Source organism: Mycoplasmopsis hyopharyngis (assembly GCF_045276885.1).
In the GTDB taxonomy this organism is placed as follows: domain Bacteria; phylum Bacillota_I; class Bacilli_A; order Mycoplasmatales; family Metamycoplasmataceae; genus Mycoplasmopsis; species Mycoplasmopsis hyopharyngis.
Window position 1 is genome coordinate 156,158 of the sequence record NZ_CP174164.1, and the last position, 12,732, is coordinate 168,889.

At 28.1% G+C, this 12,732-nt stretch carries 9 protein-coding genes, 2 tRNA genes and 1 other RNA gene; 10 read left to right on the plus strand and 2 right to left on the minus strand.

The annotated features are described in order from the left end of the window. Positions 1–114: 114 nt before the first annotated feature. The 4 genes from dnaK (at position 115) to ACJA25_RS00590 (ending at position 4,399) form a co-directional block, all read left to right on the plus strand. Positions 115–1,917 (plus strand): molecular chaperone DnaK, encoded by a 1,803-nt coding sequence (gene dnaK / locus ACJA25_RS00575; protein WP_406615709.1) that lies wholly within the window; start codon positions 115–117, stop codon positions 1,915–1,917. Positions 1,918–2,023: 106 nt separating this feature from the next. Next, positions 2,024–2,413 (plus strand): DNA (cytosine-5-)-methyltransferase N-terminal subunit, encoded by a 390-nt coding sequence (dcm_N, locus tag ACJA25_RS00580; protein ID WP_406615711.1) that lies wholly within the window; start codon positions 2,024–2,026, stop codon positions 2,411–2,413. A gap of 67 nt (positions 2,414–2,480) precedes the next feature. Beyond that, positions 2,481–3,227 (plus strand): DNA cytosine methyltransferase, encoded by a 747-nt coding sequence (locus ACJA25_RS00585; protein ID WP_406616173.1) that lies wholly within the window; start codon positions 2,481–2,483, stop codon positions 3,225–3,227. Beyond that, complete coding sequence (locus ACJA25_RS00590; protein WP_406615713.1) at positions 3,215–4,399, plus strand: MAG4270 family putative restriction endonuclease; 1,185 nt, start codon at positions 3,215–3,217, stop codon at positions 4,397–4,399. Before ACJA25_RS00585 ends, ACJA25_RS00590 begins: the two co-directional genes overlap by 13 nt. A 66-nt stretch (positions 4,400–4,465) precedes the next feature. Here ACJA25_RS00590 and ACJA25_RS00595 read toward each other — a convergent pair. Beyond that, positions 4,466–4,540 (minus strand) — tRNA-Gln (locus tag ACJA25_RS00595). A gap of 3 nt (positions 4,541–4,543) precedes the next feature. Further along, a tRNA-Tyr gene (locus ACJA25_RS00600) sits at positions 4,544–4,627 on the minus strand. Positions 4,628–4,812: 185 nt separating this feature from the next. Between ACJA25_RS00600 and ACJA25_RS00605 the strand changes: the two genes are divergently transcribed. The 6 genes from ACJA25_RS00605 to ACJA25_RS00630 all read left to right on the plus strand — a co-directional run bounded on the left by ACJA25_RS00605 (position 4,813) and on the right by ACJA25_RS00630 (position 12,721). Beyond that, positions 4,813–7,716: an MAG2960 family serine endopeptidase lipoprotein gene (locus tag ACJA25_RS00605; RefSeq protein WP_406615715.1), complete on the plus strand. Its 2,904-nt coding sequence runs from the start codon at positions 4,813–4,815 to the stop codon at positions 7,714–7,716. A 14-nt stretch (positions 7,717–7,730) separates the two neighbouring features. Then, the gene (gene asnA, locus ACJA25_RS00610; protein ID WP_406615717.1) at positions 7,731–8,717 is read left to right on the plus strand and encodes an aspartate--ammonia ligase; all 987 of its coding nucleotides are present in this window, start codon (positions 7,731–7,733) and stop codon (positions 8,715–8,717) included. Positions 8,718–8,755: 38 nt separating this feature from the next. Further along, positions 8,756–9,364 carry a ribonuclease HII gene (locus ACJA25_RS00615; protein ID WP_406615719.1) on the plus strand — a complete coding sequence of 203 codons (609 nt, stop codon included), beginning with the start codon at positions 8,756–8,758 and terminating at the stop codon, positions 9,362–9,364. A 69-nt stretch (positions 9,365–9,433) separates the two neighbouring features. Then, positions 9,434–11,965, plus strand: coding sequence for a preprotein translocase subunit SecA (gene secA / locus ACJA25_RS00620; protein ID WP_406615721.1), 2,532 nt, complete (start codon positions 9,434–9,436; stop codon positions 11,963–11,965). 13 nt (positions 11,966–11,978) lie between these two features. Then, positions 11,979–12,382, plus strand: a transfer-messenger RNA (tmRNA) gene (gene ssrA / locus ACJA25_RS00625). Positions 12,383–12,415: 33 nt separating this feature from the next. Continuing rightward, entirely contained in the window at positions 12,416–12,721 is a 306-nt protein-coding gene (locus ACJA25_RS00630) for a hypothetical protein (protein ID WP_406615723.1), read from the plus strand. Positions 12,722–12,732 lie beyond the last annotated feature (11 nt).

Here is a 12,732-nt window from a genome sequence, read left to right on the forward strand (position 1 = left end):
TGGTTAGTTTTTTTTACCAAAAAATACTAAATTAAAAATTTAGCACTTTTATGCTTAGAGTGCTAAATTATGTGGTAAACTTATATATACATATTAAAAAAACGAGGAGAAAATATGGCAAAAGAAATAATTTTAGGGATTGACTTAGGAACAACCAACTCTTGTGTTTCTATTATAGAAAATGGACAACCTGTAGTATTAGAAAACTTAAATGGAAAAAGAACTACTCCTTCTGTTGTAAGTTTTAAAAATGGTGAAGTAACTGTTGGTGAAGTTGCTAAAAGACAAATTGAAACCAATCCAGATGCTATTGCTTCTATTAAAAGATTAATGGGAACTAGCAAAACAGTTCATGCTAATGGAAGAGATTACAAACCAGAAGAAATTTCTGCTTTAATTCTTGAACATTTAAAAGCATATGCTGAAAAGAAAATAGGTAAAACTGTTTCTAAAGCAGTTATTACAGTTCCTGCTTACTTTGATAATGCTCAACGTGAAGCAACCAAAAACGCAGGACGTATTGCTGGTTTAGAAGTTATGCGTATTATTAACGAACCTACCGCTGCTGCATTAGCTTTTGGTGTTGATAAAACAGATAAGAACTTAAAAGTTCTTGTATATGACCTTGGTGGAGGTACATTCGACGTTTCTATTCTAGAATTAGAAGGTGGTACATTCGAAGTTCTTTCTACTTCAGGTGATAACAACTTAGGTGGGGACGACTGAGATAACGAAATCGTTAAATGATTAATTGAAAAAATTAAATCAGAACACAAATACGATGCTTCAAAAAACAAAATGGCTATGGCAAGATTAAAAGAAGCTGCTGAAAAAGCTAAAATTGATCTTTCATCACAATCTGTTGCTACTATTTCATTACCATTTTTAGCAGTAGCTGAAACCGGAGAACCAATCAACGTAGAATTCGAATTAAAACGTAGTGAATTCGAAAAAATGACAGCACCATTGGTTGAAAGAACACGTAAACCTATTGCTGATGCCTTAGCAGAAGCTAAATTAAAAATTAAAGATTTAGATGAAGTTCTTTTAGTTGGTGGATCAACACGTATTCCTGCTGTTCAAGAATTAGTTGAAAAAGTATTAGGTAAAAAACCTAACCATACAGTTAACCCTGATGAAGTTGTTTCTATGGGTGCTGCTATTCAAGGGGGGGTTTTAGCTGGTGAAATTAGCGATGTTTTACTATTAGACGTTACTCCTTTAACATTAGGTATTGAAACAGCTGGTGGTATTTCAACTCCTTTAATTGATAGAAACACAACTATCCCTGTAACTAAATCACAAGTATTTACAACTGCTGCTGATAACCAAACAGAAGTTACCATCCGTGTAGTACAAGGTGAAAGACCAATGGCAAGAGATAATAAATTGCTAGGTCAATTTAACTTAGGCGGTATTAGACGTGCTCGTAAAGGTGAACCACAAATCGAAGTAAGCTTTAGCATTGACGTTAATGGTATTACTAAAGTAACTGCTAAAGATGTTGACACTGGAAAAGAACAATCAATTACCATTAAGAATTCATCAAAACTTTCAGAAGCTGAAATTCAAAAAATGATTAAAGAAGCAGAAGCAAACCGTGAAGCTGATGAAAAACGTAAAGAAGAAGTTGAAACTGTTGTTCGTGCTGAATCATTAGTAAACCAAATGGAAAAAATGATTAAAGAATACGATGACAAATTAACTCCTGAACAAAAAGAAGAAGCTAACAAAGAAATCGAAAGCTTCAAAGCTTTAATCAAAGAAAAGAACATTGAAGAATTAAAAGAAAGAATTTCACAATTCGAAAGCTTAATTGCTACAATGGCTGATTCTGCAGAAAACCCAAGTTCAACAACCACTGCTGAAGAAACTACAACTTCAACAGAAGCTGAAGAAGAAGTTATTATTGAATAATAATTTGATTTAATAAATCAAATAAATTACACTCATAAAAAAATTATGAGTGTTTTTTATTGCTTTTTAATACAAGGTTAAAAATACTACGCGCTATAATAATTTAATGAAAACTATTAGGTTATACGAATCATTTGCTGGAATTGGTTCACAAGCTAAAGCCCTAGACAAAATTGCAAAAACAAAAAATATTAATGTAGAAAAAATAGGTGTTTGTGAATTTTATATTGATGCCATTATTGGTTATATTAGTATCCATTATGGTAATCTAGAACAAGAAAAGCAAATGTCAAAAGAACAAATGGTACAAATATTAAACCAACATCTTTTTAGTTCTAATAGTAAAAGTATAGTATCAAAAGATTATTTCAACCGCATCAATGAAAACAAACTAAGACAAATTTTCCCTTATCTTTATGCCTTTGTAAATCAACAATATTTACATAGTAAAAACCTTCACGGGGGGGGGGACATACCAATATTCAAATACAACTAGTATAACTAACTTAGAAGTTTTACCACCGAATATTGATATTTTTACCTATTCATTTCCTTGTCAAGATATTTCTCAACAAGGTAAACAAAAAGGAATTAATAAAGACACAAGATCAGGTCTTTTACTTGAAGTAGAAAGAATCTTAGAAAATAATAAAAATAACTTACCTAAAGTTTTACTTTTAGAAAATGTCAAAGCATTAGGTAGCAACAAATTTAAAGGTCAATTTTTAAATTGAATTGACAAGCTAAACAAATTAGGTTATGTTTCAAATTGAAAAATAGTAAATTCAAAAGACTATGGAAGCGTTCAGAATAGAGAACGTGTTTTTTGTGTTTCAATTCTAAAACAACATTTGAAAAAACCTTTTGTCTTTCCCAAAGCAAAAACAAGCAATAAACAACTAAGTGACATTATTAAATTCACAAAAGATGACAAAACTCTAGACTTATTAACTAAATATTCAAGAACTGAATTTAAAAAAACCAAAGCCGGAATTATTAAAGCAGCTTTAAAAAATTACACTAAATTCAACTCTGAAAATTATATTTATTCCATTAATGGTACTGGACCAACTTTAACAGCATCTGGTGCTAATAGCAGAATCAAATTCTATTCACAAGAACTAAACATACTTCGCTACATAAAAGAATCAGAAGCCTTTGAATATATGGGTTTTGACTTTCAAGATTATTTAAAAGTCAAAAACACAAACCTAGTTAGTGCTTCAAAAATGCTATTTTTATGTGGTAATTCAATAAGTGTTGAAGCGCTAGAAGAAATATTTAAGGAGATAATAGAATGTCTAAATTAATAGAAATTGCTAAATATTCATATGAATTTGCTACCAAAAAATCAAAAACAAAATCTGCTAGTTGTAAAGGTACACTACACTTTTTTGTTAATCAATTAAATGGTTCAATACTAAAATGATATGTAACTTTTTCTGAAGTTAATTTAGATCTTTTAACTACCGAAAGTTGATTCGGATTAGAAAACTCTAACTTTAGAGCTAGAGAATCACTGTTTAAAGCTGTTTTTGGAAATGACACTTGTCAAAAAGCGCGAACAAAAGAAAACAGAAATGAAATAAAAGAACTAGAAAACGATGAATTAATCAAACTCAATAAATGATTTAGACAAAATTACAAAAGTACTTTTAAAAATATTATTGCAATATTGTCTGGTAATAACCCAACAGGTAGTTTTTCAAGTCCTAAAAATGCACAAGTACAAATAACTAATGAAAAAAATATATCTACTAATGAAGCAGGTAATTTTATAATGTTCTTTGACCAAATTAAAGATTTAACTTATTCTTATATTGATCAAATAAATGAAGATGTTCAAGAAGCTAAAGAAACATACATTGAATTTATAAAATCTAGTTGTGATGAAAATAAGGAACCAATTTTTGCTTTTTTAAAAAATATGTTTGTTTTGTTAACAAAAGAAGAGCAAAAAACAAGAGAAGAATTAAAATCCTTACAAAATAAAATTAAAAATGTAATAGGCAAATTGATTCTAGAAAAACAAAAAGTTTTTGCAAAAATTAATACTTATAGAAATAGTGCTAGCAAACGAAAAGTACAAGTTTTTACAATTGACAATTCCAACATCAAACCTGAAAATGCTCATATTAAAAATGTTAGCGATATCAAAAATGAAATATGAAACAAAATTTTACAATTAGTAAAAATTAATGATAAAAAAATTGGACTCTCAAACTTAAACACAGATAAATTTCTTGAAAAAGCAAAACAAGAAATTGATTGTGATGATAACCTTTTAAATCTAACTCCTAATGTTCATCAAATGTTTGATAAAAATGTTTTTACTTATGATTCAGAAAACGGAAAAATTATTTGGTCTCAAAATGCTAAAAGTACAGAAATTGAAAAAAACTTTGAAAAAATTCCAGACCAGTTTTTAACTAAAGAAAGAAAAAAGTTTTTAAAGCAAAGAAATAATTTATTACAAAAATAAGAAAAAAACTTGTAATCGGGAATTTACAAGTTTTTTTAGCTATTACAATTGAGTCAATGAATGATTTGGCTGCCCCAGTTAGATTCGAACTAACGCGTGTCGGTACCAAAAACCGATGCCTTACCGCTTGGCTATGGGGCAAAATGGTGGAGGGGGAGGGATTCGAACCCCCGAACCGTGAGGAAGTGGGTTACAGCCACCCGCGTTTGGCCGCTTCGCTACCCCTCCATTTGCTTTTAAAAATAAGCATATTTATTATAATATAAAAAATAAAAATACTTATTAAAAGTAAAAAAAGAATTAAAAAAATATTTTTAATATCTTAATTATTTTTTAGTTTACTAATATTTTGTATTAATATTAATAGAGCCCAGAGCACATTATTTGTATATAATGCTATCAAAGGAGTTATTATGAAAAGAAAGAGTTTAAAATTTTTACTTACACTTTCAGTTTTTTCTTCTTTAAGTTTTATAACAAGTTTATCTGTTGCTTGTAAAACAGATAAGCATAAAAAAACACAAGATTTAAAACCTAAAATTGAAGATGAATTAAAAAAAGTAAAAATAGATTTAAAATCTAATATTGATAAAAATGCCATTAAATTTGAAGACGTTAATTCTTCAATGTTTGACATTTTTGGATACAATGACAAATTTTTTAAACATGAAATAGTTTTACAAAGAGATGCTCAAAATTCAAAAATAATCATTAATGCTTATTTAGTAGACAAAGAAACTAATCAAAAAACTACTAACTTTATCACACAAGAATTTATTTGACCTACTACAAAACCTAGCGAACCTGAACCTGAAAAACCAGAGGATCCAGAAAAGCCTGTAGATCCAATTCAACAAGAAATTGCTGAAATGGACAAAAGTATTGACCAAATTAGCATTTCTTTAAAAGCTAATTTATTAGCTAGTCAAATAGATTTTGAACAAGTGTCACCAAATGAATTTGAAGTTAAAAATTACGATAGTTCTAAATATGAAGTTCAAATGGAATTTTTCAAAGAACAAGCTACTAAAACAGTAACTATTAAAGTTTGATTATATAAACCAAATACTACAATTAAAAGCAAAAAGTTTAAACAAGCTTCATTTGGTAACTTTTTAATAGTTAAAACAATGGAACAAGAAGTAGAAAGCCTTCAAATTTCTACAAATGTTGAACCTTTCAATATTCTTTTAAAAGATTTTAGCGAACAAAATATTTTAGTAAACAATTACACTAAAGAAAAATATGACACTAAAATTGAATTACAAAAAAATGAAATTTTTAATGAACTTGAAGTTAAAGTTTATCTAAAAGATAAAACTACTTCTGCTATCAGCAAAAATTATAAATTCCTTAAATTAACTGGTTTTAAAAACAAACAAGAAAATGAATTTTCATTCAATGGTGAAAAATTATATAAACCAGAAGAAAATTCTGATTTGTTTAAAGACAAACACATTTTTTCTAAACAAACATTAACAACCCAAAGTCCAAAACAAATTTGATATCAAACTCCTTTATATAAAGCTTCTTTGAACAATTTTTTATGAACATTAAAAAATTACAACAATGGTCAAGGAATTGATTTTAATAATTTTGTATCTGTTGAAGAAAGCAAAAAAATGTCTGATGAGTTTTTCAAAAACTTAACAAACGTTGGTATTTATGGAGATTACGGTTCATCAGATGCTGAAAAGATTAAATACTTTAATCAAAATTTTTCATCTGAATTTATGATGAAACAGAAGTACTTAGAAAATTTTCAAGAAGCAGAAGCAACAAATGCACAAGAAAAAACAATTAATTTAGAAGAAATTGTTAAAAAGAATCCTTTTGGATTTTTACCATCAAATTTAAGTCAATTTTTATACTTTTTAAAACTTAAAGATATTGAGAATATTTTTTCCATTAGCAACTTAAAAGAAATTAAAGTTAATTTTGATGATGGACAAGGAACCATAGAAATTTTATTAACAACTACTAATGGTCAAAAATACATCATCAAATTAAAATCAAACACAAGTGATTATTTAAAAAGCGATAATGATTTTCATCAATATATTTATGAACGTTCTTTTAGTTTAAATACTCGTTCATGACAATATCAAAGACATCCTTATATTAGTAGTGAATTTTCTTTGCGCTTTTCTGATACCGGCGGTACAGCTTGACTGATAGATAGAATTCCAAATGAGGAATTACAAAAACAAGGAAAATATGAATTTTTAGTAGCTACAAATATTCATGTTGCCACAACAAATGAAATTTTTGATAAATCACTTACATTTATCGACCCTTATGTTGAAAGCGTAGCTTCAAAAAATTGATATGGTGGTTTTTGACATTCTACTGATAAAAAAGAAACTGTTTATGCTGAAAATAATATTAAATATGAAATTATTAATAATTTAAAACCCTTAAACGAAAGACAAGGAAGATTTATTTTTGGTAAACCAGAATCTCCATTTGCTTTAAGTGCTGCTGGTACAGAAGTAAAATATCAATGAGGTACAAATGCTTGAGAACAATATTTAGATATGAATTGATATACTCCTAGATTTATTTCTTCAGGTGTAAAAAGACAAAAAGCAGATGCTGAAACATATTTATATGATATTGATTCACAAACTAGAATAGGAAAAACCAAGAATGCTGGTGCCGATTTTGTAGTTTTAAAATTACAAATGACAGAAAGTAATGTGCAATCATTATTTCCAAATTTATATTCTATTTTAAATAAACCTGAAGAAGCTAATTGATATGTTGGTGTAGGAAAAGATGAAGAATTTCTTCCAATGCAAACTCAATATATTGGTGGTTTTCCTCAAGATATTGTTAGTTATAAAATCAAATACAAAAACCTTAAATCAACAGGTGGTTATGTAGTTACTAAAAATAGAATAATTCCTGATTCTGCTATAAATAGCATTTGAACTAGATATAATGAAGCAGAAAACAAAGATTGAAATTCTACATTTGATAAATGAAAAAGATATATAAAACCATATAGAAATGATATCCCGCACGGAATGGCAAAACAAACAATTATGCAATTGTCAATGTTGCAAAATTTAACTGATCAAGAAGGTCATTTAACTGGTGGTTCAAGTGGTTCAATGTGTATAGATTCAAAATTTAACCTTGTTGGTATAAATTATTTAGAAACATCGTCTAATGATAATAAATATTATGGTAACACTATTGCTTTATTTAATTCACAAACTCCTTTTGAAAATTTTGAAGGAAGTATAAGAAAAGAAATTTTAAATAAATTAAAGAAAGAAAATCTTAAAACTGTTAAATTAAACAATAATTAAATTTGAAAGGTCATATGTACAAACCTAAACTAAATATTAAAGAAACTCAATTAGCAATACAAGATTTAAAGTTTGCTTTTACAAAGCAACTTAATAAAAACTTAAATCTTGTTAGAGTTTCTGCTCCTTTATTTGTTGATTCACATTCAAAAATAAATGATGGATTATCAGGAGAAAAACCTGTGTCTTTCAATCCGAAAAATCAACCTGATATGTCTTTCGAAATTGTTCATTCATTAGCTAAATGAAAAAGAATTGCACTTAAAAAATATATGTTCGATATTTATGAAGGTATATACACAGACATGAATGCGATTAGAAGAGAAGAAGATCTAGATGAAATTCATTCATATTATGTGGATCAATGAGATTGAGAATTAGTAATTAGAGAACAAGATAGAAACATTGACTTTCTTAAAGGTGTCGTTAATAAAATTTACAATTCAATTAGATATGTTGAAAATAAATTGAATTTTACCTTTCCAGCATTAAAGAAAAAATTACCAGAAAAAATATTTTTTATTACTGCCCAAGAACTTGAGAACATGTATCCAAATTTAAGTATTGAACAAAGAGAATTAGAAATTTGTAAAAAACACAAAGCAGTTTTTATCATTGGCATTGGTAATAAATTAGCAAAATCAAACATTCCTCATTCAAAACGTTCATTCGATTATGATGATTGAAATCTAAATGGAGATATGATTTTTTATCACGCTGAATTAGATAAAGCATTAGAAATATCATCTATGGGAATTAGAGTTAATGCTAAATCTTTAATGGATCAAAAAGAAAAAATGAATGTAAGTGATGCTGATTTACGTGAATATCATAAAAGTATTTTAGAAAACAAACTTCCTTTTACTATCGGCGGAGGAATTGGTCAAAGTCGTTTATCAATGTTTTTATTAGAGAAAAAACACATTGGTGAAGTACAAGTAGGTTTTTGACCAGAAAAAGATTTAGAAAACTTAAAACAAGAGGGAATTAAATTACTATAATTTTTGTATTTTACTTATTTATAGGTTAAAACGTTAAAATGAATTGAATAGAAAACGAATTACAAAAAGAAAATAAGTTAAAAATAATTGGCTGTGATGAAGTGGGGCGTGGTTGTTGTGCCGGCCCATTAGTAGTTGCAGCTGTTTTATTTCCTACTGGTTATCAAAATGACCAAATATATGATTCTAAAAAATTATCTGACAAGCAAAGACGTAAACTCGTTTCAATCATTCAAAAAGATGCAATTGAATATCACTATCAAGTTATTTCTTCCAAAATGGTTGATCAATTAAATCCTAAAAATGCTTCCATTTTTGCAATGGAAAATGCAATTAAAAGTTTTACAAATATTCCAGATTTGGTTCTAACTGATTTTGAAAAAATTACTTGTGAATATGAACAAATTAATTTGATTAAGGGAGATCAAAAAAGCATTTCAATAGCTGCTGCTTCCATTTTAGCAAAGGTTTATAGAGATGATTATATGATTGAATTAGCAAAAGAATTTCCTAAATATGGTTTTGAAAAGCATAAAGGTTATTGCACAAAAGACCATGAACAAGCTATGGGTAAATATGGTTTAATAAATGAGCATCGAATTACATACAAGAATGTTGCAAAATATTTAAAGAATAAGCAAAACTAAGGGTTATTAATTTATTCTTTAAAGAGTTTTAGCAATACATTACATATATTAATATAAAATATAAACATTATGAAATTATTTAATTTTAAATCAACTGAAATGAGAATTGCTGAAAAGACCCTTAAAAAAATTAATGAATTAGGTCCATCAATTTCTTTACTTTCCGATAGAGAATTACAAAACAAAACTATTGAATTTAAAAATAAACTAAAAGAAGGTTATTCGCTCGAATCAATAAGAGCGGAAGTTTTTGCTGTTTCTAGAGAAGCAACAGATAGAATTTTAAAGAAAAGACCATTTGATGTGCAAATGTTAGGTGGAATTTTATTAGATTTAGGTTCAGTAGCAGAAATGAAAACAGGAGAAGGTAAAACCATTACTTCTATTGCTCCTGTTTATTTAAATGCTTTAACTGGTAAAAATGTAATTGTTTCTACCGTTAATGAATACCTATCAGAACGTGATGCCTTAGAAATGGGTCAAGTTTTTAATTTTTTAGGAATGACAGTTGGAATTAATAAAGCACAAATGGAACCAGAAGAAAAAAGAGCAGCTTATTCTTGTGATATCACTTACAGTGTCCATTCAGAATTAGGTTTTGATTATCTTAGAGATAATATGGTTAGCCAATTAAGTGAAAAGGTTCAAAGAGGTCTTTATTTTTGTTTAGTTGATGAGGTAGATTCAATTCTAATTGATGAAGCCAAAACCCCTTTAATTATTTCAGGTGGCCAAGCTGAAAGCACTGAAATTTATTATGTTGCTGATCAGTTTGTAAGAACTTTAACTCCAGATGATTATGCGATTGATGAAGAATCAAAAGCAATTACTTTAACCCATGATGGGATTGAAAAAGCAAACAAGTTTTTTAATATAAACAACTTATATGATATTGAAAACTCAGAACTTGTACATAGAATGCAAAATGCTTTAAGAGCACATAAAGTAATGAAAAATAATGTTGAATATATTGTTAGAGATGGAAAAATTGAATTGGTTGATGCCTTTACAGGCCGGATTATGGAAGGTAGAGCTTATTCAGAAGGTTTGCAACAAGCTTTACAAGCAAAAGAAATGGTTGAAATTGAACCAGAAACCAAAACTTTAGCAACTATTACTTATCAAAACTTTTTCCGTATGTTTAACAAACTTTGTGGAATGACAGGTACAGCCAAAACTGAAGAATCTGAATTTATTAATATTTACAACATGCGTGTAAACGTTGTTCCTACAAATAGACCATTAATTAGACAAGATTTACCTGATTCAATTTATGGAAATGCAAGAGCCAAATGAGTTGCTGTTGTAGAAAAAATTAAAGAGTTATACGAAAAAAAACAACCAGTTTTAGTAGGAACTGCTCAAATTGAAGAATCAGAATTACTACATAATTTACTATTCCAAGCTAATATTCCTCATACTGTTTTAAACGCTAAACAAAATGCACAAGAAGCAGACATTGTTTCACAAGCTGGTCAAGTTGGTGCAGTTACTATTGCTACCAATATGGCCGGTCGGGGAACTGATATTAAACCAAGTCCTGAAGCAATTGAATTAGGCGGATTATATGTTTTAGGAACAGATAAAGCAGAAAGTAGAAGAATTGACAACCAGTTAAGAGGACGTTCGGGTCGTCAAGGTGATCCGGGAGTTTCAAAATTCTTCCTTTCAATTGATGATCAATTGATGCAAAGATTTTCAAACTTCCAAATGATTCAAGAAGCCTATGGAACTGAAGGTGATGAGGAAATAACTTCAAAAAGTTTACAATCATTTTATAATCAAGCACAAAAGAAAATTGAAGGATTGAACTATGATTCACGTAAATCTGTTTTAGATTATGATGATGTTATTAGACAACAAAGAGATTTATTTTATGCTCAAAGAGATTTAATTCTATCAAATGAAGACATTGAATTTGTAATTGTAAAAATGATTATCAATGCTTGTTTTTCACTAGTATCTAACCATAGATTTAGAGAAAAAACAGGATTGTTTAAATATGCTGAATTTGTTGAATTCTTAAACAAAAAAGTTTTAGGTAGAGCAATTGATTATAAGTTTTCTTTTGAAGAATTAAAAGTTATCAAAGAAGATGAACTACCTGAATATATAACCGAAAAGTTAGTTGATTTATATAGAGATTGAAGACAAAGAATTAAAACTAGTTTTAATGAAAACTATTGTTTTGATATTGAAAAAAACGCTGTTTTAGATGTAGTTGATCAATTTTGACAAAACCATATCGATGCTATGGATAAATTACGTTCAAATGTTAATTTAGTTCAATATTCACAAAAAAATCCTTTCCAAGTTTATACCGAAGAAGGAACAAAGAAATTTGAAAAAATGTTAAAAGACATCGCTTTTGAAGTTATTGTTAAATTATTTGACAATGATGTTTTAGAAACGGCAAGTATTCCATTTGAAATTAGACAAGATCCTATGTTTGAAAACTTACAACAAATATTAGTGCTTGATGAAAATCTATCAAGACAAGAACAATTAGATATTTTAATTCAAACATACAAAAGTTTAAAAGATTCTAGTGAACAGCCAACAATTGAACCAGCTACCGAAGAAGCTAAAAATAATGTATAATGTAATTGTTTGTGGGGGTGTAATGGCTTCGACATGCAATAGATATTTATTAAATCAGTGGTCTTGTAAACCTAAATACTTCTAGGCTTTTTAAGTGCAAACACTAAAAAAACCAGTGAATATGAAGAATATTCACACCTTGCTTTTGTAAACCAAAACCAAGTTGCTTCAAATCTTGTTTTTGCTTAATTGCTAAACAAGTCGTTTGGTAAAATTTCTCGGTTTTATTAAATGGGTTTTAGAGATAAGTTATAGTAAAACATCTTAGCTATAATGAATTAACGATGTCGTGATTATTAGAGTTTTTGAAAAATTTGTATTTTAATTTTCGTTAAGCCTAAAATTTTTCTAAACTGTAAAAAGTTTAGTAAATAGTTTGTTGTGTGGACTCGGGTTCAACTCCCGACATCTCCACCATTTTTTATACCTTTTTTGGTAAAATTTAAAAATATGAATAATGAAGAAAATAAATTAGAAAATAAGCAAACAGGATCACAAGATATCAATAATAGCCAACAAATGGAATTTAATAAAACTGAAGTTATTGATTTAGATGATATTTCTCGCTTATCTAAAGAAACCTTAGATATAAAGGTTAAAGAAGTAATGAAGGAATGCTTTAGCGATCCCAAAGTTCTAAAATCTTATAGAAAACGTAGAACTAACTCTACTATTATTTTGATTGTTTTTGCTTTAAGTTTAATTGCAGCTTTAACCGTGCTTATTTTGTTAGTTTATTTTTACTCAAAAAGATAAAATAGGTCGAG